At 37.1% G+C, this 21,934-nt stretch carries 25 protein-coding genes and 1 riboswitch; of the genes, 21 read left to right on the forward strand and 4 right to left on the reverse strand.

Annotation, left to right across the window (positions count from 1 at the left end; all coding sequences use genetic code 11):
• The first annotated feature begins 58 nt into the window (after window positions 1–58).
• The 7 genes from GWI68_RS17125 (at window position 59) to GWI68_RS20690 (ending at window position 3,345) form a co-directional block, all read left to right on the forward strand.
• Window positions 59–571, forward strand: a complete 513-nt coding sequence (locus GWI68_RS17125; protein WP_166541050.1) for a contact-dependent growth inhibition system immunity protein — start codon at window positions 59–61, stop codon at window positions 569–571.
• A 60-nt stretch (window positions 572–631) separates the two neighbouring features.
• Entirely contained in the window at window positions 632–964 is a 333-nt protein-coding gene (locus GWI68_RS17130) for a zinc ABC transporter substrate-binding protein (protein ID WP_166541051.1), read from the forward strand.
• Window positions 965–1,269: 305 nt separating this feature from the next.
• Entirely contained in the window at window positions 1,270–1,413 is a 144-nt protein-coding gene (locus tag GWI68_RS17135; protein ID WP_243733453.1) for a contact-dependent growth inhibition system immunity protein, read from the forward strand.
• A gap of 107 nt (window positions 1,414–1,520) precedes the next feature.
• Window positions 1,521–1,769 (forward strand): hypothetical protein, encoded by a 249-nt coding sequence (locus GWI68_RS17140; protein WP_166541052.1) that lies wholly within the window; start codon window positions 1,521–1,523, stop codon window positions 1,767–1,769.
• A gap of 269 nt (window positions 1,770–2,038) precedes the next feature.
• Window positions 2,039–2,545 (forward strand): contact-dependent growth inhibition system immunity protein, encoded by a 507-nt coding sequence (locus GWI68_RS17145; protein WP_166541053.1) that lies wholly within the window; start codon window positions 2,039–2,041, stop codon window positions 2,543–2,545.
• Window positions 2,546–2,602: 57 nt separating this feature from the next.
• Window positions 2,603–3,178, forward strand: a complete 576-nt coding sequence (locus GWI68_RS17150) for a hypothetical protein (RefSeq protein WP_166541054.1) — start codon at window positions 2,603–2,605, stop codon at window positions 3,176–3,178.
• Window positions 3,179–3,225: 47 nt separating this feature from the next.
• Window positions 3,226–3,345: a hypothetical protein gene (locus GWI68_RS20690; RefSeq protein WP_347877539.1), complete on the forward strand. Its 120-nt coding sequence runs from the start codon at window positions 3,226–3,228 to the stop codon at window positions 3,343–3,345.
• A 330-nt stretch (window positions 3,346–3,675) separates the two neighbouring features.
• On the opposite strand, the gene modE is transcribed toward GWI68_RS20690, so the two are convergent.
• Window positions 3,676–4,467: a molybdenum-dependent transcriptional regulator gene (modE, locus tag GWI68_RS17155; RefSeq protein WP_166541055.1), complete on the reverse strand. Its 792-nt coding sequence runs from the start codon at window positions 4,465–4,467 to the stop codon at window positions 3,676–3,678.
• Window positions 4,468–4,626: 159 nt separating this feature from the next.
• Here modE and GWI68_RS17160 point away from each other — a divergent pair, with 159 nt between their 5' ends.
• The 4 genes from GWI68_RS17160 (at window position 4,627) to modC (ending at window position 8,001) form a co-directional block, all read left to right on the forward strand.
• Entirely contained in the window at window positions 4,627–4,770 is a 144-nt protein-coding gene (locus GWI68_RS17160) for an AcrZ family multidrug efflux pump-associated protein (protein WP_071788544.1), read from the forward strand.
• Window positions 4,771–5,462: 692 nt separating this feature from the next.
• Window positions 5,463–6,233 (forward strand): molybdate ABC transporter substrate-binding protein, encoded by a 771-nt coding sequence (modA, locus tag GWI68_RS17165; protein WP_166541056.1) that lies wholly within the window; start codon window positions 5,463–5,465, stop codon window positions 6,231–6,233.
• A 17-nt stretch (window positions 6,234–6,250) separates the two neighbouring features.
• Window positions 6,251–6,943 (forward strand): molybdate ABC transporter permease subunit, encoded by a 693-nt coding sequence (modB, locus tag GWI68_RS17170; RefSeq protein ID WP_036938363.1) that lies wholly within the window; start codon window positions 6,251–6,253, stop codon window positions 6,941–6,943.
• Complete coding sequence (modC, locus tag GWI68_RS17175) at window positions 6,937–8,001, forward strand: molybdenum ABC transporter ATP-binding protein ModC (protein WP_088493389.1); 1,065 nt, start codon at window positions 6,937–6,939, stop codon at window positions 7,999–8,001. Before modB ends, modC begins: the two co-directional genes overlap by 7 nt.
• 76 nt (window positions 8,002–8,077) lie before the next feature.
• On the opposite strand, the gene GWI68_RS17180 is transcribed toward modC, so the two are convergent.
• Window positions 8,078–8,899, reverse strand: a complete 822-nt coding sequence (locus GWI68_RS17180) for a pyridoxal phosphatase (protein WP_166541057.1) — start codon at window positions 8,897–8,899, stop codon at window positions 8,078–8,080.
• Between the two features lie 149 nt (window positions 8,900–9,048).
• Here GWI68_RS17180 and pgl point away from each other — a divergent pair, with 149 nt between their 5' ends.
• On the forward strand, window positions 9,049–10,038 hold the full coding sequence (gene pgl / locus GWI68_RS17185) for a 6-phosphogluconolactonase (protein WP_166541058.1): 990 nt from the start codon (window positions 9,049–9,051) through the stop codon (window positions 10,036–10,038).
• Window positions 10,039–10,112: 74 nt separating this feature from the next.
• Here pgl and bioA read toward each other — a convergent pair whose 3' ends face one another.
• Window positions 10,113–11,387 (reverse strand): adenosylmethionine--8-amino-7-oxononanoate transaminase, encoded by a 1,275-nt coding sequence (gene bioA / locus GWI68_RS17190; RefSeq protein WP_166541059.1) that lies wholly within the window; start codon window positions 11,385–11,387, stop codon window positions 10,113–10,115.
• A gap of 103 nt (window positions 11,388–11,490) precedes the next feature.
• Here bioA and bioB point away from each other — a divergent pair, with 103 nt between their 5' ends.
• The 6 genes from bioB (at window position 11,491) to GWI68_RS17220 (ending at window position 18,722) form a co-directional block, all read left to right on the forward strand.
• On the forward strand, window positions 11,491–12,528 hold the full coding sequence (gene bioB, locus GWI68_RS17195; RefSeq protein ID WP_072070563.1) for a biotin synthase BioB: 1,038 nt from the start codon (window positions 11,491–11,493) through the stop codon (window positions 12,526–12,528).
• Window positions 12,528–13,691 (forward strand): 8-amino-7-oxononanoate synthase, encoded by a 1,164-nt coding sequence (bioF, locus tag GWI68_RS17200; protein WP_166541060.1) that lies wholly within the window; start codon window positions 12,528–12,530, stop codon window positions 13,689–13,691. The genes bioB and bioF overlap by 1 nt, the downstream gene beginning before the upstream one ends.
• Window positions 13,666–14,430, forward strand: coding sequence for a malonyl-ACP O-methyltransferase BioC (gene bioC / locus GWI68_RS17205; protein ID WP_166541061.1), 765 nt, complete (start codon window positions 13,666–13,668; stop codon window positions 14,428–14,430). Before bioF ends, bioC begins: the two co-directional genes overlap by 26 nt.
• Window positions 14,423–15,106 (forward strand): dethiobiotin synthase, encoded by a 684-nt coding sequence (bioD, locus tag GWI68_RS17210; protein ID WP_166541062.1) that lies wholly within the window; start codon window positions 14,423–14,425, stop codon window positions 15,104–15,106. The genes bioC and bioD overlap by 8 nt, the downstream gene beginning before the upstream one ends.
• Before the next feature lie 470 nt (window positions 15,107–15,576).
• A complete protein-coding gene (gene uvrB, locus GWI68_RS17215) occupies window positions 15,577–17,586 on the forward strand; it encodes an excinuclease ABC subunit UvrB (protein WP_166541063.1) in 2,010 nt (669 codons plus the stop codon).
• A 185-nt stretch (window positions 17,587–17,771) separates the two neighbouring features.
• Window positions 17,772–18,722, forward strand: coding sequence for a DUF1266 domain-containing protein (locus GWI68_RS17220; RefSeq protein ID WP_166541064.1), 951 nt, complete (start codon window positions 17,772–17,774; stop codon window positions 18,720–18,722).
• A gap of 119 nt (window positions 18,723–18,841) precedes the next feature.
• Here GWI68_RS17220 and yvcK read toward each other — a convergent pair whose 3' ends face one another.
• Window positions 18,842–19,780, reverse strand: a complete 939-nt coding sequence (gene yvcK, locus GWI68_RS17225; RefSeq protein ID WP_109409682.1) for a uridine diphosphate-N-acetylglucosamine-binding protein YvcK — start codon at window positions 19,778–19,780, stop codon at window positions 18,842–18,844.
• A 279-nt stretch (window positions 19,781–20,059) separates the two neighbouring features.
• Window positions 20,060–20,202, forward strand: a riboswitch (molybdenum cofactor riboswitch).
• On the opposite strand from yvcK, the gene moaA reads away from it, so the two are divergent.
• From moaA to moaD, 3 genes are all read left to right on the forward strand, one after another.
• Complete coding sequence (gene moaA / locus GWI68_RS17230; RefSeq protein ID WP_088493379.1) at window positions 20,192–21,172, forward strand: GTP 3',8-cyclase MoaA; 981 nt, start codon at window positions 20,192–20,194, stop codon at window positions 21,170–21,172. (Overlaps the previous riboswitch by 11 nt.)
• A 39-nt stretch (window positions 21,173–21,211) precedes the next feature.
• Window positions 21,212–21,691 carry a cyclic pyranopterin monophosphate synthase MoaC gene (gene moaC / locus GWI68_RS17235; protein ID WP_072062889.1) on the forward strand — a complete coding sequence of 160 codons (480 nt, stop codon included), beginning with the start codon at window positions 21,212–21,214 and terminating at the stop codon, window positions 21,689–21,691.
• Window positions 21,688–21,933 carry a molybdopterin synthase sulfur carrier subunit gene (gene moaD, locus GWI68_RS17240; RefSeq protein WP_109409683.1) on the forward strand — a complete coding sequence of 82 codons (246 nt, stop codon included), beginning with the start codon at window positions 21,688–21,690 and terminating at the stop codon, window positions 21,931–21,933. Before moaC ends, moaD begins: the two co-directional genes overlap by 4 nt.
• The last annotated feature ends 1 nt before the right edge of the window (window position 21,934 follow it).

Genomic DNA, 21,934 nt, shown 5'->3' on the forward strand with positions numbered 1-21,934 from the left:
ACAAAATGCATCATCAAAGAATATTAGGTTTAATATTACTGTAATTGAGGAGTAGTTAATGATTATATCGAAGGGCTATAATTTATATGCAGATATTTACTTTAATTATGATTACTATATTATAGTAACTATCTCGGGGTGCTATATCCACTTTATGGATTTAAAAAATGGATATAACGTTTTATCTAAGAATATCACTGATGATAAGTTAGGTCATTATTCAAAAGTTTCTTTAAGTAATAGTAGAAAAATAGAAAGTAACTCACAAGAATTTAATGAGATGTATAATGATAAAAAATCTTATTCAGAGTGGGTGAGAAAAATAATTAAAGAGTATAATTATAATTATAAAAATAAAACAGCTCTATTTGAAAATATGAACTTATGTGGTTTAAGCTTTATAGGTAATGAAATTATTATTAAGCCTCAAAACCATTTACGTATGGATCATTGGGTCGGTGAAGGAATACCTGATAGTGCAATTATTACATTAAAAAGTAATTGTAGTGACGAGGTTTTAGGTGCCTCAATAAAAGAAGCATTTACGCGTTGCGTTAGTCGAAAAGTTTAATTATTCGGGATTAAATTCGTAATTATTTATATTATCTACATACTAATGGATTGATTGTTAATGAATAAAAATGAAATATATATAGATATGATGTATTGGATTTTACCTCAATTAAGAAATATTCAATCTAGAGGAATGATAGCAAAAGCAAAAGATAAATCTTGTTATTATGAATTACAGTTAATTCATAATTTACCTAAAAAAATACTTAATCAAGATTTTGATGAAAGTGATATTTCATTTTTAAATTTTCAAGCTAAAACATATACTGAGAAATGTAGTTCAAAAATAAGTATATTGTATGATGGCAATGTAAAGTATATCAAAATGTTATTTGATTTGGTTCCTAATGAATTACGTAACCAATTACGATGGGATGGACCTGTTATCTAGAATTTTTTATAATGTTATTCATAAATTAAAGGGAAAAAGATGATAGATTCTAACTTTAAAATCGACTTTGTAAGTGACAATAAATATGAGAATATTACTATCGAAATTTCATAAAAAATAAATATATTGTCAATTAAATAAAGATAGAGGAATCGATAAAATAGAAATTGAATTTTTAATGATAGCCGATTTTTAAGTGAAGATGTAAAGCATAAATTTACTTTAGATGATTTTATGACTATTTTTAATAGTGCCAAATTAGATTTAACTAATGCTTAATATTAATCCATCTTCTATTTTATAATATGAGCCTATGCGGTTTAAGTATTGTAGGTAATGACATTATTATTAAGCCCCAAAATCATTTACGTATGGATCATTGGGTCGGCGAGGGAATACCTGATAGTGCAATTATTACATTAAAAAGCAATTGTAGTGATGAGGTTTAGGTGCCTCAATAAAAGAAGAATTTACGCGTTGTATTAGTCGAAAAGTTTAAATGGATACTAAATAAAATCATCTTATTCTAATTATGTGTAAGGTGATTTTTCATTATATGAATTTATCTATGAAAAATAATCGATTAATAAATGATTTACACGCTATATATCCAGAGTTTCCTATCAATATTCATAAAATAAAGGGGTATTCTGATGATGAGATAAAAAAAATTGAACGTTTATATCGTATTAACGTAACAGAACAACTATATGATTTTCTAAGTTGTATGGGGCGTTGCAGTGGTGGTTTTTTTGGGGATGATCCTCTCATTATGATGCTAATACAGGTGAATATATTAGTGTAAAGACATTAAATACCCAAACAGCCTCAAGGATTAAAAATCCAAAATCAATAGAAAATACATTAAATACATATATTTCAACTATAGATAAATATTCGGGAGAAAGAAAGGGAAGAGCTGAGATTTTACCAAGTGATGTTAAATCAAAAACTCTAGAACTAGGTGTTCCTGCAAGAACAACCAAAGAACAATGGGATGCAATAAATAATTCTATCAAAAATGCATCTTCAAAAAATATTAAGATTAATATTACAATAGTTGAGGAGTAAATAGTGTCTATATCAAAAAAAAATAATTCAAGAGCAAATGTCTATTTTAACAATGATTATTATATTATAATAACCCTTTCAAAAAGTGGTATTTATTTGATGGATTTTAAAAAAGGTTATAAGGTTTTATCCAAAGATCCACTTGATGCTGATTTGGGTTTTTTTACAAGAAATGCATTAATCCAAAGCGAAATATTAGATGCTAATTCATCTGAATATCATGAAATGCGTAATGATGAAAAATCATATTCTGAATGGATAAAGAAAATAATTAAAGAGTATGATTATAAAAATAAAACGACACTATTCAAAAATATGAACTTATGTAGTGTAAATGTGACTGATGGTATCATATCTATTATTCCTTATGATCACTTACGATTGGATAATTGGATTGGTAAAAGCATACCTAACAACGCAATTATTACGTTAAAAAGCAATTGTAATGATGAGGTTTTAGGTGCCTCAATAAAAGAAGCATTTACACGTTGTATTAGTCGAAAAGTTTAAATGGATGCTAAATAAAATAATCTTATGATAATTATGAGTAAGGTGATTTTTCATTATATGAATAATAATCAATTAATAAATTATTTACATTCTGTCTATCCAGAGCTTCCTATCAATATTCATAAAATAAAGGGGTATTCTGATGATGAGATAAAAAAAATTGAACGTCTTTATGATATTAAAGCAACTGATCAACTTTATGATTTTTTGAATTGTATTGGGCGTTGTAGTGGTGGTTTTTTTGGGGATGATCCTCTCATTTTTTACAAAGAATGGTTTATACGAGGGCATGTTCTATTCCAATACGGCTTAAGAGAGGAGTTATATAATCTGGAGTTGTGGGATATGTTAGAGCAAAAGCCATTTTTTATTTCAATAGAATCAGAAACTCAATATTATTTTCTGTTAACGTACTCAGATCAGCCTAACTTAGTTTATCATTATGATGAAAATGAAAATGAAAATGAAAATGAAAATGAAAATGAAAATGAAAATGAAAATGAAAATGAAGATAAGGTAAGAGCATTAGATAAAAATTTTAATGAATATCTAGGACATATAATTAGCTCTTATAACGAGAGCTTTATAACTCCTACACCAGTTTATTTTTCAGGTGATTTGTTGAGACTATAAAAAATTAGCTTTGATATTGAGTGTAAACCACAAATAACATCTTACGTATGGATCATTGGGTCGGCGAAGGAATACCTGATAGTGCAATTATTATATTAAAAAGCAATTGTAGTGATGAGGTTTTAGGTGCTTCAATAAAAGAAGCATTTACACGTTGTATTAGTTGAAAAATTCAAATAGGTGATAAAATTAGCATCATTATTATGAATGGGGAATTATTTTAATTTCAATTGTTTTTATAAATTAGATCATGATTTATTATGGATTCAAATTTTCAAATCGATCTTTTATGATAGACACTATCTAAGTGAATAATAAATTTATTTTAGATGATTTTATGACTATTTTGAATAGTGCCAAATTAAATTTAATTAATACCTAGTTTTATTCCATCATTTATTTTAAAAAGACAATCAAAAACCATCACTTAATATTATTGTGAAAATAATAACTAAGTGATGGTTTTATTTTTTATTTAAAAGTAATCATATTAATGATTAACACAGTGTTGCGACAATCACCTGATCAGCATTAAATAAAGCGGTTACGCTGTCATTAATATGTAAATTTTGCTCTTTAACATGCTGATTAGAACATGTGGCACAAACTTCTTGTCCACCTTCTAATGTCACCACTAATTCGCTGTTTTCACTACCTGTCTCAATTTGAGTGAGTGTGCCTGAAAGCGCATTGTCATATTGTTGTGTTAAAGAAGTTCCTTTTTCAATATTGACCCAAGGTGCTTTAATTAAAATCAGTACTTCTTTACCTTTTTTAAGTCCTAGGCGATCAGCGCTTTTCTCTGTCAAAGCAGCACGAATGATCGTTTTTCTATCTGCAAGTAGCACATTAACATGTTGTTGAACTTGTAGGTTATCACGCTCAATGATCGTACCAAAAAATTGGTTTCTAGCACTGGTTTGTAGTGAAAAACGAGAAATAGCGGCTAAAAGACTATCAAGAGGGAGTGAATCATCTTTCAATACATCAAAGGCTTTTTGCTGAATTTGACCGAGCAGATCGTAAAGTTGAAGTAAGCGCTCACAATAATGTGTGAGAGTTGCACCACCGCCACCTTTACCGCCTGTTGCTCTATCAACAAGAAGTTCGTCTGCGAGTTGATTCATTTCATTAATGGCATCCCAAGCACTTTTATAACTAATGCCCGCCATTTTTGCCCCTTGACTAATTGAACCCGTCGCTTTGATTTGTTTTAACAGCGCAACGCGGCGAGGATCGGCAAAGAGCTTATCTTGAAGTTTAAGAGTTAATAATATTTCTGCTTGCATAATGATAGGCTTCTTCTTTTTTTGTGTGTTTATCGCATTTTTTGTGCCGACACAAAGCGATAATTCTCTAGAATATATACATCTATAGCGTTATTATTCGTCATTCGTGAAGAAATGCCAACTCTGGCTTTCCGAATATACCATGATAAAGAGGTTATCATGCTTGAATTATTGAAAAGTTTAGGGTTTGCTCTCTTGATGGTACCTGTTGTTATGGTACTGATTATGGGCATCATTTATGGTTTAGGTGAAGTGTTTAACTTGATTTCACCAAGTCAGCCAAAAGCAGACAAAAAATCATAATTTCTCCCTTCCTGATTTAGAACAGCCCTTTATTTTGTAGAGGGCTGTTTTTTTATACTCATGATACTCGTCATACTTCAAGCCACAGCGTTGTTGACTGTGTTCTCATTCGCACTAGCCACATACTCATGATACTCGCCATACTTCAAGCCACAGCGTTGTTGACTGTGTTCTCATTCGCACTAGCCACATACTCATGATACTCGTCATACTTCAAGCCACAGCGTTGTTGACTGCGTTCATTCGCACTAGTCACATACTTGTGTATGCTCCTAGTGACTCATTCACTTGTCGCCTAGCTGTGACTTGAATTATTTAGAGTATCGACTTGTTATGCATTGATTTATTAATAAATTTTATTTTTGGTCACAGGTTATATGCTCCTAGCGACTCATTCACTTGCCGCCTAGTTGTGACTTGAATTATTTAGAGTATCGACTTGTTATGAATTGATTTATTAATAAATTTTATTTTTGGTCACAGGTTATATGCTCCTAGTGACTCATTCACTTGTCGCCTAGCTGTGACTTGAATTATTTAGAGTATATAAGTTTATCTATCTTCATTTTCTGTTTCTTTTTAATGGTTATATTTATTGATATATAACCAGTTTCTAACATCTAATCCTTTCATTTTACGCTGTATCTTGGTATATACAGCGTGTCATCCTTTAATTTAAGTGGAATTAGAACATGAAAAAATTATCAGGCAAGTTACTTGCTGGCGCAGTTATCTCTTTTGCTTTAGTAAGCCAAAGTTTTGCATCGGAAAAAGTAACGGTATTTGCTGCCGCTTCTCTTACCAATGCTCTTAATGAAATTTCGGCACAATATAAGCAAGAGAAACAAGCTGAAGTTGTTGCGTCTTATGCATCTTCTTCAACGCTGGCTCGCCAAATTGAACAGGGCGCACCTGCAAATCTGTTTATTTCAGCAGACCAGCAGTGGATGGACTACGCAATCGATAAAAATTTAATGGTTGCAGATTCACGTCATACACTATTAGGTAATGATTTAGTACTCATTGCCCCTAAAGATAGTAAATTAAATGACGTTGTTATTAATAAGGAAACTAAATGGAAATCCTTACTTAATGGCGGAAAACTAGCCGTTGGCGATCCTGACCATGTGCCTGTTGGTATCTATGCAAAAGAATCATTAGAATATTTAGGTGCATGGGATACAGTAAGCCCAGATATGGCGCGTACTAATAACGTACGTAGCGGTATGGCGCTGGTTGAACGTGATGAAGCACCATTAGGTATCGTATACGGTTCTGATGCGGTTGCGAGTGATAAAGTGAAAGTGGTCGGCGTATTCCCAGCTGATAGCCACAAACCTGTTGAGTATCCAATGGCAGTTGTAAAAGGTCAGGACAATAAAGCAGTTCGTGATTTTTATGACTATCTGAAAACACCTCAAGCCGCAGAAATCTTTAAGAAATACGGCTTTAGCCCACTGTAGGAATTATACTTTTGGAGATGTTAAGTGAATACGAATGGCAAGCCATTATACTAAGCCTTAAGGTATCGACTGTAGCAGTTATTATTAGTCTACCTTTTGGTATTTTTATGGCTTGGCTTTTAGTTAGGGTACGTTTTCCCGGTAAATCATTGCTTGATAGCATTATCCATTTACCTTTAGTTCTACCTCCTGTTGTGGTCGGTTATCTTTTACTGATCAGTATGGGGAGACGTGGATTTATTGGTGAATGGCTGTATGACTGGTTTGGTTTTAGCTTTACCTTTAGTTGGCGAGGCGCAGCACTTGCATCCGCAGTCGTTGCATTTCCACTGATGGTAAGAGCGATCAGATTAGCATTAGAAGCTGTCGATCAACGTATGGAACAAGCGGCGAGAACCTTAGGGGCTTCACCGATACGCGTCTTTTTTACCATAACATTACCTTTGTCTATGCCAGGGATCATCGCAGGAATTGTGTTGGCATTTGCGCGCTCATTGGGAGAATTTGGCGCAACAATCACTTTCGTCTCCAATATTCCGGGGGAAACAAGAACTATTCCTCTGGCAATGTATACCTTGATTGAAACACCGGGAGCGGAAATGGATGCCGCCCGTTTATGTGTTATTGCAATTATTTTGGCGCTCGTCTCTTTAATGGCTTCAGAGTGGCTAACTCGTTGGGGTCGTAAAAGATTGGGGGGCGTATGCTAGAGATGAATTTTAAACAGACGCTAGGATCACTGCGTCTGGAAGTCAATACTGAACTACCAACAGAAAGTATTACCGCCGTTTTTGGTTTATCCGGAGCGGGCAAAACCTCACTGATTAATGTGATTGGCGGCTTAACAAAACCAGATTCAGGGCGGATTGTATTAAACAATCACACACTGGTTGATACTGAAAAGAAAATTTATCTGCCACCTGAAAAACGTAAAGTGGGTTATGTATTCCAAGATGCGCGGCTGTTTCCTCATTACACTGTAAAAGGAAATCTGCTTTACGGTATGTCGCCGACAATGAAAGTGCAGTTTGATCGCATTATTCATTTGTTAGGGATTGGTCATTTACTCTCTCGTTTTCCGATCACCTTATCAGGTGGTGAAAAACAGCGTGTTGCCATAGGGCGAGCGTTGTTAACAGCACCTGATATTATGCTAATGGATGAGCCTTTAGCATCGCTTGATTTACCGCGTAAACGTGAGCTACTGCCATATTTAGAAAAGCTCTCACAAGATGTACAAATTCCTATTTTGTATGTGAGCCATAGTCTTGATGAAATTATTCGACTTGCAGATAACGTCATTGTGATGGATGCAGGAAAAATTAAGGCGACAGGCAAACTTGAAGATGTATGGGCAAGCAGTGCATTACGTCCGTGGTTACAAAAAGAGACATTAAGCAGTATCGCCAATGTAATGGTTGTAGAACACCATAGCCATTACGATATGACCGCAACGGCTTTTGGTAACCAAGTGTTGTGGCTGCCTCAAATCGAGACTAAAATTGGTCGTGATGTGCGTGTCCGTATTGATGCTTCTGATGTGTCATTAACAACGACTCGTCCATCAAATAGCAGTATTCGTAATATTTTGCATATGAAAGTGGTTGAAACCATTAAAAATGATGGCCAAGTTGATGTGAAGCTTGTCAATGATGGTAATTATTTATGGGCGAGGATCACGCCTTGGGCAAAAGATGAATTGAATATTCAAGAAGGGCAGTGGCTTTATGCGCAAATAAAGAGTATTTCGCTAAGTCGTCATCTTTGATTTTATTAGTTGTCTTTGTTGATAAAAAAACCTCATCTTTGATGAGGTTTTGTCTTTTGGCAAGGTGAAAATAGGACTAAGACAGAATATATTTATGAATAGTCTCAGCAATACCCGGCTGTGAATTCACCTTTGTGACCATTTTAGCGCGAGCTTTCACTTCATCTGAAGCATTACCCATTGCAACACCTAAGCCCACATGTTCTAACATGCTAAGGTCATTAAAGTTATCACCAAAAGCAATAACATCACTCATATTCATGCCATTTGCTTCAACCCAGCGTTGTAAACGGCGACCTTTACTGTTGCCTTTTTTGGCGATATCAACTTGATCAACCCAAGACCATTCGCATTCTAAACCGACTTGTTGCTCAATTTTTTCAACTAAAGTGCGTAATTCATCATGATCAGGCGTTGTTGTCGCAATTTTCCAAATAGCATTAACATCATGCATAGCTTTATAAAAATCATCGACTTTGATTAAATTTGGACGCTGTGCGGTAGGCAATGTTTCTGACCATTTTAAAGTACGTTGTACTGGGGCTGATAGTTGGTCATACATCATTGCATCATCAGCATAAACTAAGTGATGTACATCTGTTTGTTTAACGAGATCTAATACTGCGCTGGTTTCTTGGGTAGTTAATGGATCGGATTCCAGTACCTTTTTACCAATATAGTCATAAAGGTAAGTCCCATTACAGCAGATCGCAGGGGTATCAAGATCGAGTGCTTGATAGAATGGATGAATAGCAACATGATGGCGACCTGTTACAATTAAGACTTTAACACCTGCTTTTCTTGCAAGATTGAGTGCTTCTAAAGATTCTGGCAGGATACGTTTTTGGTCATCAAGCAGTGTGCCATCAAGATCCAAAGCAATAACGCGATATGACATAAATAAGCCCCTTGATAGTATTAAGATGCAATGTTGCTGATGGTACACGTTAACTAATAAAAGATAAACTAGCTTAATCGTGACAACTAAACGTTAGTTTTTCTATTATTCTTTATAAATCAATGGGTAATCTGTTTTAAGGAGAAGGGATGAAACAGCTAGTCTACGTAGCAAGTCCAGAGAGTCAGCAAATCCATGTTTATTCATTAAATACTGAAGGTGAAATGGATTTATTGCAGGTTGTTGAGGTTGCAGGGCAAGTACAACCGATGATTGCAAGTGCGGATGGAAAATACCTTTATGTAGGTATTCGTCCTCATTTTAGTGTAGTGACATTTGCGATAGCAGCCGATGGTCAGTTAGAACAAAAGGCTATCACTTCCATTCCAAGTACTCCTGTTCATTTATGCTTAGATAAAACTGGGCGTTTCTTATTTGTTCCTTCCTATCATCAAGGCAATTTGGCTGTTTTGCCTATTAATGAGATGGGGGTCCCTCAATCACCTATTCAAATTATTGACGGATTAAATAAGCCTCACTCATCTAATATCGATTGGAATAATAAACAACTAATTGTTCCTTGCTTAGGTGAAGATCATATTCGTTTATTTAATTTATCAGAAGACGGTCGTTTAACCGAGGCGGGAACTGAAGAGCTGACAACAGCACAAAATGCAGGCCCTCGTCATATGGCGTTTCATCCTAATGGGGATGTGTTCTATTGCCTTAATGAATTAGATGCGACAATCAATGTATATCGTCGTATGGGGGATTTATATCGTTTAATGCAAACGGTCGATATTGTCCCTGAAACATTTAACAGTACTCGTTGGGCATCAGATATTCATATCACACCTGATGGCCGTTTTCTTTATGCCAGCGAACGCTCTGAAAGCTTTATCTGTGCGATGGCAATTTCAGAAGCGGGCGACTATTTACAACCTGTGGGGCATTACTCAACACAGACACAGCCTCGTGGTTTTAATCTTGATAATACAGGCAATTATCTGATTTCTTGTGGTCAAAAATCAGATTTTGCTTCTGTTTCTCGTATTGATAAACACACCGGCGCATTAACTGAATTAGCTTGTTACCCAGTAGGTAAAGGCGCAATGTGGGTTACCGTTGTGACAAAATAACTGTCACAGTATAAAAAACACTGTGAACCTCTAGCAAAACATTACCTTGCTAGAGGTTTATTTTGATGAAAGATTTATGAAAGATTAACCACTTTTTCAATTGCTTGAGTGAGTTTAGTTAGGCTTGCTGGTGGCATAATGAATGGTGGCATAATATAAATAAGTTTGCCAAAAGGCCTGATCCAAACCCCTTCCTCTACAAAGATTTTTTGTAATTTTGCCATATTAACGGGCTCGTTCATTTCGACCACGCCAATCGCCCCTAAAACCCGCACATCTTTGACACTTTTAGTCTGTTTTAACGGTAATAGCTCGCGTTTTAGTTGTTTTTCAATTTCTGCAACTTGGTTTATCCAATCGCCTTTTGCTAATAGAGATAAACTGGCATCAGCAACAGCACAAGCCAAAGGATTTCCCATATAAGTAGGGCCATGCATAAAGCATCCTGCATCACCTTGGCTGATAGTTTCTGCGATATGACGTGTAGTTAAAGTGGCTGATAAAGTCATATATCCACCTGTTAATGCTTTACCTACACACATAATATCTGGCGATATTTCAGCATGTTCACAGGCAAATAGCTTACCTGTTCGACCAAAACCAGTGGCAATTTCATCTGCAATTAATAACACATCAAATTCATTACACAGGGCTCTTGCGTGTTTTAAATATTCAGGATGATAAATTCGCATTCCGCCCGCACCTTGGACAATTGGTTCAAGCATAACGGCGGCAATTTCTTGATGATGTTGCTCTAGTGTTGAGCGTAATGAGTTAATATCAGCTGGCTCCCACTCTTCATAAAAGCCTGTTTTAGGTGCATCTACAAAGAGATGATTAGGTAAGTAACCTTTGTACAGACTGTGCATGGAGTTATCTGGATCACACACTGACATCGCGCCAAAGGTATCGCCATGATAACCCTGTTTTAACGCCACAATACGTTGACGTTTTTCACCTTTAGCCTGCCAATATTGCAAGGCCATTTTCAGAGCAACTTCAACGGCAACCGAACCTGAATCTGCTAGAAATATGCATTCAAGAGGCTCTGGTGTTATCGCTAATAATTTTCGACAAAGTGATACTGCAGGGGGATGAGTAATGCCACCAAACATAACATGAGACATATTGTTTAGTTGTGTGGTAACCGCATTATTAAGTTCAGGATGATTATATCCATGAATTGCCGCCCACCATGAAGACATTCCATCAATCAGTTTTCTACCATCAGCTAAGACTAATTCAACGCCTTTTGCACTGACGATAGGGTAAGCAGGTAACGGATTACTCATTGAGGTGTATGGATGCCAAATGTGGCGTAAATCGAAAGCGATATCTTCAGGTGTCATTCTATTTTTCACTTAATCATGTAAACCAATGGTGATCAATTTTAGTTGACATGATAACCCTATTATTTAAACTGGCAATCACTTTTAAACAGGAGATTGTATTGTGAGCACACTAAAACGCTGGACATTAAAAGAAGCCAGAGCATTGTTTGATATGCCATTTTTAGATTTGGTTTTTCAAGCACAACAAGTGCATCGTCAACATTTTGACCCTTCACAAATCCAAGTGAGTACTTTGCTTTCTATTAAAACAGGGGCTTGTCCTGAAGATTGTAAATATTGTGCTCAAAGTGCGCGCTATAAAACGGGATTAGAAAAAGAGCGTTTAATGGAAGTGCAGCAAGTGATTGAATCGGCAAAAAAAGCGAAAGCAGCAGGTTCAACGCGTTTTTGTATGGGAGCCGCTTGGAAAAATCCTCATGAACGTGACATGCCTTATCTTGAACAGATGGTGAAAGAAGTCAAAGCATTAGGTATGGAAACTTGTATGACTTTGGGCAAGTTAGATGATTCACAAGCTAACCGATTAGCAGATGCAGGACTGGATTTTTATAACCACAACCTTGATACCTCACCTGAATTTTATGGCAGTATCGTGACAACGCGAACATATCAAGATCGCTTAGATACACTTGATAAAGTGCGCAATGCCGGTATTAAAGTGTGTTCGGGTGGAATTTTAGGGTTAGGCGAGGAAGTTAAAGACAGAGCTGCAATGTTGGTGCAATTAGCCAATTTGCCACAGCCTCCTGAAAGTGTGCCGATTAATATGTTAGCCAAAATCAAAGGTACTCCATTAGCTGATAATGAAGATGTCGATCCTTTTGATTTTATTCGTACTATCGCCGTTGCTCGTATCATGATGCCACGCTCTTATGTACGCCTTTCTGCTGGTCGTGAGCAAATGAGTGAACAAACACAAGCATTCTGCTTTATGGCTGGGGCGAACTCTATTTTCTATGGTTGCAAATTATTAACAACAACCAATCCAACCGAAGATAAAGATCACCAATTATTCCGTAAATTAGGCTTAAATCCTGAACGATTAGCAGTATCTATGGGCGACAATCAGCAAGAAGAAGCTTTGATACAAGCTGTTGCCAATAAAGACACTGAACAATTTTATAACGCGGCACTGTAATGAGTTGGCAAACCTATTTAGATAAACAACTTAATGGGCGTAGAAATACGCCATTATGGCGAAAACGCAAAGTGATCAAACAGGCGGAGGGACGCTTTTTGATCACCACATCCGGTGAAAAATACCTTAATTTTTCCGGCAATGATTATTTAGGCATTAGCCAGCATGCAGACGTTATTAAAGCATGGCAACAAGGTGCTGATGAGTACGGTGTAGGTAGCGGTGGATCAGGGCATATCACTGGATTTACACAAGCTCATGCGCAATTAGAACAGCATCTAGCAGATTGGCTGGGTTACGATAATGCATTGTTATTTTCATCTGGCTATAGCGCTAACCAAGGTGTTATTTCAGCATTACTTGAAAAAGACGATGCTATCATTGCGGATAAACTATGCCATGCTTCGTTAATGGAAGCCGCCGTATTATCACCCGCCACATTATGGCGTTTTTTACACAACTCTTCTGACTCTTTATCTCAACGACTTAACAAAACGTCGGCTAGTAAAACCTTGGTGGTTACAGAAGGGGTATTTAGCATGGATGGAGATCAAGCACCATTAACAGAAATAGCAACAATAAGCCAACAACATGATGCATGGTTAATGGTCGATGACGCACACGGTATTGGTGTTTTAGGTAAAGAAGGTCGAGGTAGTTGTGATGAAGCGGGTATCAAACCTGAGCTATTAGTGGTGACTTTTGGTAAGGCTTTTGGTGTCAGTGGGGCGGCTGTGCTTTGTAATAAGCCAACAGCTGAGTTTTTTGAACAATATGCTCGTCATCTTATTTACAGTACATCAATGCCACCGGCACAAGCTATAGCCTTAAACTCTGCTTTGAATGTTATTAAGCAAGCGAATAATGAACGGGAATATCTTCAACAATTAATTGATACCTTTCGGCAAGGCGTTATTTCACTTCCTATTAAATTATTGTCTTCACAAACCGCTATTCAGCCAATAATTATTGGTGATGAGCAATTATGCCAAACACTTTCAGATTATCTGCAATCTAAAGGGCTTTGGGTAAAAGCTATCTTTCCACCTACAGTTCCACCTCATAGTGCACGTTTACGAATAACGTTAACCACTCGCCATCACCTTTCAGATATTAAGCTGTTAATCGAGACGCTTCATGCATTCTTTAGTCAAAACAGATAAACAACGTATAGCTCAAACCTTTGGTAAAGCCGCTGTTCATTACGATAATCACGCTAATATTCAGCGCTACAGTGGTAATAAATTAATGGATTTAGCACGTCATGATAGTGGCAATATTGTGTTAGATGCAGGATGTGGAACAGGGTATTTCAGCCAAAAATGGAAACAGCAAGGCAAGTTTGTTATTGCACTTGATTTATCACATCGGATGCTACAAGTGGCAAAACAACAACAACGGGCAGATGGTTATCTACAAAGTGATATAGAACATTGTGCAATTACGTCACAAAGTGTGGATATCGTGTTTAGTAATTTAGCGATGCAATGGTGTGATGATTTATCCGTTGCGATTAACTCACTCATGAAAGCAGTAAATAAAAAAGGTGCACTTTATTTCTCAACACTCACTACATTGACACTGCAAGAAGTCAGAGATGCTTGGCAATCTCTTGATAAACATCCCCATGTTAATCCTTTTTTATCGCTTCACGATATTGAGAAAGCGTGTCGTGGTTTTCATTGTCAATTTTCTATTGAAACTGTCACAGAACAATATGACTCATTACATGCGCTCTTTGCTTCTTTGAAGGGCGTTGGTGCCAATTTTGTGCAGGGTGATCGACAAAAAGGGTTAATGACACGACAGAAATTTCGTGCACTAGAAAAGGTGTGGAAAATAGAATTAGGTAAATATTTACTTACTTATCAAATTGTTATAGGGAAAATATCACATGACTAAGACATGGTTTTTAACAGGTACAGATACAGAAGTAGGTAAAACCGTGGTAAGTAGTGCACTGTTACAATGTGCAGCGCATCAAGGATATCAAACCATGGGCTATAAACCAGTTGCTTCGGGAAGTGAGTGGCTAAATGAAGGTTTACGTAATTCAGATGCACTTACATTGCAAAAATTCAGTACGGTAAAGTTAGATTATCACCGTGTTAATCCTTACTGTTTTGAAACACCTACATCGCCTCATATTGTCAGTGATGAAATGAATCAGCCTATTGATTTTAATGTAATGTCAGAAGGTTTATCGTATTTAAAACAGCAGGCTGATTGGATTTTAGTTGAAGGGGCTGGTGGTTGGTTTACGCCACTATCAGAAAAACAATTTTTTTCTGATTGGGTTATTAATGAACAGCTTCCTGTTATTTTAACGGTAGGTGTTAAATTGGGTTGTATTAATCATGCGTTATTAACGCAACAAGCAATTATTCAATCTGGTTTAACATTGGCGGGTTGGGTTGCCAATGAGGTTGAACCCGCAGGGCGATATCAGAAGGAATATCTGGCAACATTAAAGCAGCATATTAAAGCACCGTTCTTAGGCAAAATACCCTATTTAAATGAAGTAAAAGAGCATAATTTTACGCCTTACCTCGATCTTTCTTGTTTAAAACTAGGTTGATAAGCCATTATTGGGTAAATGATAAAAGTCTATTTTTTATGCCAATAAAAAAATAAAAAAAATAAATTTTGCCAATTTTGAAGGATATTTTAAGCTGGAAAAAAAGACGTAACCTACCGAGAGATAACAACTTTGTGTAGTTATCCACTATTCCTGTGGATAACCTTGTGTATTACCATTATAAAAATACTCTGAATAGAGAGAATACAAGGCATTGCTAAAGATTGGCGTTATTCTCAACTTTTATTTTTAATTCTTATATATCAATTAATTAAATAAAATCAATAGAGCGAATGTTGTTGACGTGTCTCTTTGAATAATTCACAAAATAGGGGCTTGCTTTTTGAAAAAATCCCAGTTCTAAAACTGGGGATAACTTATGCTAATTATTCAGATAAATTTTAGTAGATAGAGATTGAAGCTGGATTTTTATCCAGTATCATAAGGAGTGTCAGCGAGGAGAAGAAAATATGAGCAAAGCTTTTAAACTGCATTCTGAATTTAAGCCTGCTGGTGATCAACCTACGGCTATAGCTTCACTTTGTGAAGGATTAGACGATGGGCTTGCACATCAAACCCTTTTAGGGGTAACTGGTTCAGGTAAAACTTTTACTATTGCTAATGTGATAGCCAACTTAAATCGGCCTACGATGGTGCTTGCGCCAAATAAAACCTTAGCAGCGCAGCTTTACAGTGAAATGAAAGAATTCTTTCCTGAAAATGCAGTGGAATACTTTGTTTCTTATTACGATTATTATCAGCCAGAAGCCTATGTACCAAGTTCTGACACCTTTATTGAAAAAGATGCTTCTGTTAACGAACATATTGAACAAATGCGTCTGTCTGCCACTAAAGCCCTATTAGAGCGTAAAGACGTGATTGTGGTGTCATCCGTTTCTGCGATTTATGGTTTAGGTGATCCTGATAGCTATTTAAAAATGATGCTTCACCTTACAAACGGCATGATAATCGACCAACGTGCAATTTTGCGTCGTCTCGCTGATCTACAATATACTCGTAATGATCAAGCTTTTCAGCGCGGGACATTTCGTGTCCGTGGTGAAGTGATTGATATCTTTCCTGCTGAATCTGATGATTATGCATTACGTGTTGAGCTCTTTGATGAAGAAGTCGAACGTCTTTCACTGTTTGATCCTTTAACTGGGCAAATTCACTATAATGTGCCTCGTTTTACCGTTTATCCTAAAACGCACTATGTCACTCCCCGCGAGCGTATTCTTGAAGCGATGGAAGAAATCAAAAAAGAACTCGCAGAGAGACGTAAAGTACTTTTAGCTAACGATAAACTTGTTGAAGAGCAACGCGTAACACAGCGTACTCAATTTGATCTCGAAATGATGAATGAGTTGGGGTATTGCTCCGGTATCGAGAACTATTCACGTTATTTATCGGGTAGAGGCCCCGGTGAGCCACCTCCAACCCTGTTTGATTACCTTCCTGCTAACGGTTTATTAGTGATTGATGAATCACACGTTACTATTCCTCAAATTGGTGGAATGTATAAAGGTGACCGCTCGCGTAAAGAAACCTTAGTTGAATATGGCTTCCGTTTACCTTCTGCGCTTGATAACCGTCCATTGCGTTTCGAAGAATTTGAGGCGTTAGCACCACAAACGATTTATGTTTCAGCAACACCAGGTAAATATGAGCTTGAAAAATCAGGTGATGAAATTGTCGAACAAGTTGTAAGACCAACAGGTTTACTTGATCCGATTATTGAAGTGCGACCTGTTACGACACAAGTTGATGATTTGCTTTCTGAAATTCGTATTCGTGCTGAGAAAAATGAACGTGTATTGGTTACCACATTAACAAAACGGATGGCAGAAGATTTAACAGAATATTTAGAAGAGCATGGTGAGCGAGTTCGCTATTTACACTCTGATATCGATACTGTTGAACGTGTTGAAATTATTCGTGATTTGCGCCTTGGTGAGTTTGATGTATTAGTCGGTATCAACTTACTCCGAGAGGGGTTGGATATGCCAGAGGTCTCTTTGGTGGCCATTTTGGATGCAGATAAAGAAGGTTTCTTGCGTTCAGAGCGTTCATTAATTCAGACTATCGGTCGTGCGGCTCGTAACCTTGAAGGTAAAGCAATTTTATATGGCGATAGAATTACGGACTCAATGGCGAAAGCAATTGGTGAAACTGAACGTCGTCGTGAGAAACAGCAACAATTTAACCTTGAACATGGCATTGTACCTAAAGGGTTAAACAAGAAAGTCGGGGATATTCTTAAGATTGGTCAACCTTCTCAAGGTCGTAACAAGAAAGGGCATAAAGCAAAAGATATTCATGAAAATTACCCATTATTATCGACTGCTGAATTGGAAAAAGAGATCCAGCGTTTAGAAGCTGAAATGTACCAACATGCCAAAGATCTTGAGTTTGAAAAAGCCGCAAGTACGCGAGATAAACTACAAGCGTTGCGTGCTCAATTTATTGCGAACTCTTAATAATAGAATTTAAACCAGCACAATAAAGGGATATCTGTATATTTACTCCGGATTATCCCTTTTTCCCTTTTATCTTTCACTTTTTCCCTAGTTTTATATTCCCTTAATGGCGTTCAACTGTTTAAATATCACCACAAACAAGCGTCAATTATTTACAAAGATAAAAAAGATATTAAGGACAGTGAATGAGTGGTTATGTTTATGCAGGGTTTCCCGGCTCTGCAGGGGTCATTATTGGTGTTATTCTTCTTATTTTGCTTTTTAAATGGTTACGCAAATTTGCTGTACAAGATAGTGAATTATCAAAACCATCAACAGCAGGGCAGGAGCCCATTTTATCTGAAGTAGAAAATACAACAGATCAATTATTACCTCATGAATGGGGATTATATGTAGCAGCACCTTACGCTGTGATGAATGAATGGGCATATAACGAGTATGACCAAGGCAAAGATGATGGTGGATTATCTGCAGGCTGGGGAATTAACGATCGTTGGGATTTAGTCTATCAACTGTTTTGGTTACTCACCCAAGGCCATACCAATGATTTTTACCAACTGCGCGATCAGATTTTAGAAGGTAAAGAGGAAGATATTCAATCGTTAAAAAATGATATTTTGCTTTCAGAGTTAACGGAACATGATAAAAACGAGCGTTTATGGCAAATCGATATGATGAGCACTAATCGTATGAATATTCAAAATGTGAAATATCTTATTTGGGATCTCTGCCGTTTTAACAAGCTCTGTTTAGAAGGGTGTCAGCAAGGTTATATTACCCAGCAAGAAGCACAAACATGGTCACTAATGAGTGCCTCAATGTTACGTCGAATTTACGATGGCTGGGAAGATATGTGGAAAAACTTTATTGCGGCGCGTTGGTTTTGGGCGAGTGGCGATCAAGATTGGGTTTCTTCTCATCAAGCTTTTACGGATGTTATACAAAATATTCTTAATGCAGAAGATACGTTGGCAACAGAAGAAAATTGGATAATGGATTTACCGCCATTGGATTTAACATCTTTCTCTCGAACTGTGGCTGGCCTCGGTTTAATGAAAAATGATATGCCAATGACACTTTCTGAAATTGAAGAAACCATCAGCCAACGTATTACGTTAAAACACCTTAATAGTTAATAATACGCTGAAAACCAATAGTAATATTACGTTTTTATCAACAAACAAACCGCATTTTCTGTTTATTACAGATGCGGTTTGTTTTATGAAATTAGGCTGTTAAGTTAGGTGGTTGAATTTTATTTAACGGCTTGAGCTGATGTGTTACGTTGCCCTAATTGCTGCAGTGTTAACTCAATAGCTTTACCTAATAAGTGGCGATCGTGACGATAAGGAATATCTTTGGCTTCCAATTGAGCTTGTACAATTAATCGACCTTTCATCGATTCATATTGTGTTTCAGGGCTAATAATCACCGCATCTATTGTTTGTAAACCAATATAATTCTCCATCATGGCAATTTTATCAGACATCGTCATACTGGCAGCCGCAGGGCTTAATTCTTTGCCTAAATTACCAATGTAAATTGTTGTTGCACTGCTGCGGCGTAATGCTTGTGCAAGCTCTGGCAATAATAACAAAGGCATTAAACTGGTAAAAAAACTACCAGGGCCAATTAAGATAAGATCCGCTTGCTCAATGGCCTCAATGGCTTCTCTTGTCGTTGGTACTTTAGGATAAAGATCAAGTTTTTGTGGGATCTTAGGCAAAATATCAACGTTAACTTCACCATAAATCTCATTACCTTGGTCGTCTATTGCCATTAGGTCAACGGCTTGTTCAGACATAGGAATAAGATGCGCATTGACTCTTAATAATCCACGAATAAGATTAATCGCTTCTAAAGGCCGAACACTTAAGTTATCTAACGCTTTTAGCATTAAATTTCCTAAATTGTGTCCAGCCAGTTCACCTGTACCAGAAAAACGGTATTCAAACATTGCAGAAGCAACAGAAGGCTCAGTAATTAACTGATTAATACAATTGCGCATATCACCCCACGCAATGCCGCCTTCTTCTTGACGAATACGGCCAGTAGAACCGCCATTGTCTGTTGTTGTGACAATACCAGTAAGGCGAGAGCCTAAGTAGGAGAGTGCTGAAAGCACACGTCCAAGGCCATGACCACCACCAAGGGCAACAACACGATCTAAATCACTTAGCGTGCGATTTCGCATATTTGTTCTACTCATCTTTAAAAATTTGCCGCTAATTTATCACAATTAAATTTTAAGCCTATGATCACGACGTGATTTCATCACATTCCTAGTTTAATTTCACTTTTGATAGGCTAATATTTAACCAATGAAAGTGTTTTTGTTTATGTTATTAGCGTGACTAAAGTGTTGTAAGTCGTTGTATTATAAATTATATAGCGAAAACATTATTCGCTTTTTACATAATTAGCAGGTAGAATCCACAATAAATATATAGGTATTAGAAACCTGTGAAAAACAGGTAAAGATAAACTCCTAGCCTTAACGTCTAAGTCGTGTATTGACAAGATATGATGTTCTGGCCGTGACGAAACAAGTCACCAGGGTGCAAGGTAGAAATGCCAGCATCTCCCGATTTGGAAAGGTGTTATTATGCAACAACTCGTTGATGCGTTTTCCCGCAAGTTTTTCTATTTACGTCTTTCAATTACAGACGTGTGTAATTTCCGTTGTACTTATTGCCTACCTAATGGTTATAAGCCTAACGGTCATAAATCATTTCTTTCATTAGATGAAATCAGCAGACTGACACAATCTTTTGCCGCATTAGGGACAGAAAAAATCCGCTTAACGGGTGGTGAACCGACAATGCGCCGCGATTTTACTGATATTATCGCGACAATCAAAGATAATGCCGCAATTAAAAAAATCGCAGTGACAACCAATGGTTATCGTTTATCACGAGATGTTGCACAATGGCGTGACGCGGGTTTGAGTGCGATTAATGTGAGCGTTGATAGTCTCGATCCTCGTCAATTCCACGCTATTACTGGACAAGATAAATTTAGCCAAGTGATGGAAGGTATTGATGCTGCATTTACCGCAGGGTTCGAAAAAGTCAAAGTTAACGTTGTGTTGATGCGCAATGTGAATGATAAAAATCTTCCTGATTTTCTTAATTGGATCAAAGACAGGCCTATTCAGCTGCGCTTTATTGAATTAATGGAAACTGGTGACGGTAGTGATATTTTCAACCGCTTTCATTTGTCTGGTGAAGTTATTCGCCAGCGCTTACTCAATGAAGGTTGGTTACAAATTCCTCGCGCCCGTAGTGACGGGCCTGCTCAAGTATTTACCCACCCTGATTATCAAGGTGAAATTGGTCTGATCATGCCTTATGAGAAAGACTTTTGCCTAACCTGTAACCGTTTACGTGTTTCAGCTATTGGTAATCTCCATCTTTGCCTATTTGGTGAAAATGGTATTCCGTTACGTGACCTACTTGCTGACGATAGTCAACAAGAGGCATTACAACAGCGTATTCAGGGTGGCCTTCTTCATAAACGAGAAACCCATTTTCTTCATCAAGGTGATAGCGGTATTACACCGAACTTATCTGTTATTGGTGGGTAGTTTTTCGCTCTGTTATTTCGTTAATTTCAGGAGTTGTGCATGTCTCAACTAACTCATATTAATGCTGCCGGTGAAGCTCACATGGTAGATGTTAGCGCTAAAGCTGAAACAGTGCGAGAAGCGCGTGCTGAAGCCTTTGTTGAAATGTCAGCAGAAACATTAAGTATGATCACCGAAGGTAAACACCATAAAGGTGATGTATTTGCGACAGCAAGAATTGCAGGTATTCAAGCAGCAAAAAGAACATGGGAATTAATCCCGTTATGTCATCCGCTGTTATTAACTAAAGTTGAAGTGCGTTTAGAAGCACTCACTGAATCTAATCGTGTACGCATTGAATCTGTTTGTCGTTTAACCGGTAAAACAGGGGTTGAGATGGAAGCATTAACTGCGGCATCGGTAGCTGCGTTAACGATTTATGATATGTGTAAAGCGGTTCAAAAAGATATGGTGATAGGGCCTGTACGTTTATTAGAAAAAACAGGTGGCAAATCTGGTCACTTTAAGGTGGAAGCATGATTAAAGTTCTCTTTTTTGCTCAAGTCCGTGAGTTAGTCGGTGTTGATTCTCTTGAATTAGATTGTGAATACCACACAGTAGACGATTTGCGTAAGGCATTAATTACCAAAGGTGAACGTTGGTTACTGGCGTTAGAAGATGGCAAGTTACTCTCGGCAGTAAACCAATCCTTTGTTCAAGGTTCTCACATTATTAATGATGGTGATGAAATCGCCTTTTTCCCACCTGTTACAGGAGGATAAA

The organism is Proteus sp. G2669 (genome assembly GCF_009915245.1).
In the GTDB taxonomy this organism is placed as follows: domain Bacteria; phylum Pseudomonadota; class Gammaproteobacteria; order Enterobacterales; family Enterobacteriaceae; genus Proteus.

What these genes read in the sequence shown, in the direction of transcription:
- GWI68_RS17125 (WP_166541050.1), top strand. Translation starts at nt 59, where the DNA reads ATGATTATATCGAAGGGCTATAATTTATATGCAGATATTTACTTTAAT.
- GWI68_RS17130 (WP_166541051.1), top strand. Translation starts at nt 632, where the DNA reads ATGAATAAAAATGAAATATATATAGATATGATGTATTGGATTTTACCT.
- GWI68_RS17135 (WP_243733453.1), top strand. Translation starts at nt 1,270, where the DNA reads ATGAGCCTATGCGGTTTAAGTATTGTAGGTAATGACATTATTATTAAG.
- GWI68_RS17140 (WP_166541052.1), top strand. Translation starts at nt 1,521, where the DNA reads ATGAATTTATCTATGAAAAATAATCGATTAATAAATGATTTACACGCT.
- GWI68_RS17150 (WP_166541054.1), top strand. Translation starts at nt 2,603, where the DNA reads ATGAATAATAATCAATTAATAAATTATTTACATTCTGTCTATCCAGAG.
- GWI68_RS20690 (WP_347877539.1), top strand. Translation starts at nt 3,226, where the DNA reads ATGGATCATTGGGTCGGCGAAGGAATACCTGATAGTGCAATTATTATA.
- modE (WP_166541055.1), bottom strand. Translation starts at nt 4,467, where the DNA reads ATGCAAGCAGAAATATTATTAACTCTTAAACTTCAAGATAAGCTCTTT.
- GWI68_RS17160 (WP_071788544.1), top strand. Translation starts at nt 4,627, where the DNA reads ATGCTTGAATTATTGAAAAGTTTAGGGTTTGCTCTCTTGATGGTACCT.
- modA (WP_166541056.1), top strand. Translation starts at nt 5,463, where the DNA reads ATGAAAAAATTATCAGGCAAGTTACTTGCTGGCGCAGTTATCTCTTTT.
- modB (WP_036938363.1), top strand. Translation starts at nt 6,251, where the DNA reads ATGTTAAGTGAATACGAATGGCAAGCCATTATACTAAGCCTTAAGGTA.
- modC (WP_088493389.1), top strand. Translation starts at nt 6,937, where the DNA reads ATGCTAGAGATGAATTTTAAACAGACGCTAGGATCACTGCGTCTGGAA.
- GWI68_RS17180 (WP_166541057.1), bottom strand. Translation starts at nt 8,899, where the DNA reads ATGTCATATCGCGTTATTGCTTTGGATCTTGATGGCACACTGCTTGAT.
- pgl (WP_166541058.1), top strand. Translation starts at nt 9,049, where the DNA reads ATGAAACAGCTAGTCTACGTAGCAAGTCCAGAGAGTCAGCAAATCCAT.
- bioA (WP_166541059.1), bottom strand. Translation starts at nt 11,387, where the DNA reads ATGACACCTGAAGATATCGCTTTCGATTTACGCCACATTTGGCATCCA.
- bioF (WP_166541060.1), top strand. Translation starts at nt 12,528, where the DNA reads ATGAGTTGGCAAACCTATTTAGATAAACAACTTAATGGGCGTAGAAAT.
- bioC (WP_166541061.1), top strand. Translation starts at nt 13,666, where the DNA reads ATGCATTCTTTAGTCAAAACAGATAAACAACGTATAGCTCAAACCTTT.
- bioD (WP_166541062.1), top strand. Translation starts at nt 14,423, where the DNA reads ATGACTAAGACATGGTTTTTAACAGGTACAGATACAGAAGTAGGTAAA.
- uvrB (WP_166541063.1), top strand. Translation starts at nt 15,577, where the DNA reads ATGAGCAAAGCTTTTAAACTGCATTCTGAATTTAAGCCTGCTGGTGAT.
- GWI68_RS17220 (WP_166541064.1), top strand. Translation starts at nt 17,772, where the DNA reads ATGAGTGGTTATGTTTATGCAGGGTTTCCCGGCTCTGCAGGGGTCATT.
- yvcK (WP_109409682.1), bottom strand. Translation starts at nt 19,780, where the DNA reads ATGCGAAATCGCACGCTAAGTGATTTAGATCGTGTTGTTGCCCTTGGT.
- moaA (WP_088493379.1), top strand. Translation starts at nt 20,192, where the DNA reads ATGCAACAACTCGTTGATGCGTTTTCCCGCAAGTTTTTCTATTTACGT.
- moaC (WP_072062889.1), top strand. Translation starts at nt 21,212, where the DNA reads ATGTCTCAACTAACTCATATTAATGCTGCCGGTGAAGCTCACATGGTA.
- moaD (WP_109409683.1), top strand. Translation starts at nt 21,688, where the DNA reads ATGATTAAAGTTCTCTTTTTTGCTCAAGTCCGTGAGTTAGTCGGTGTT.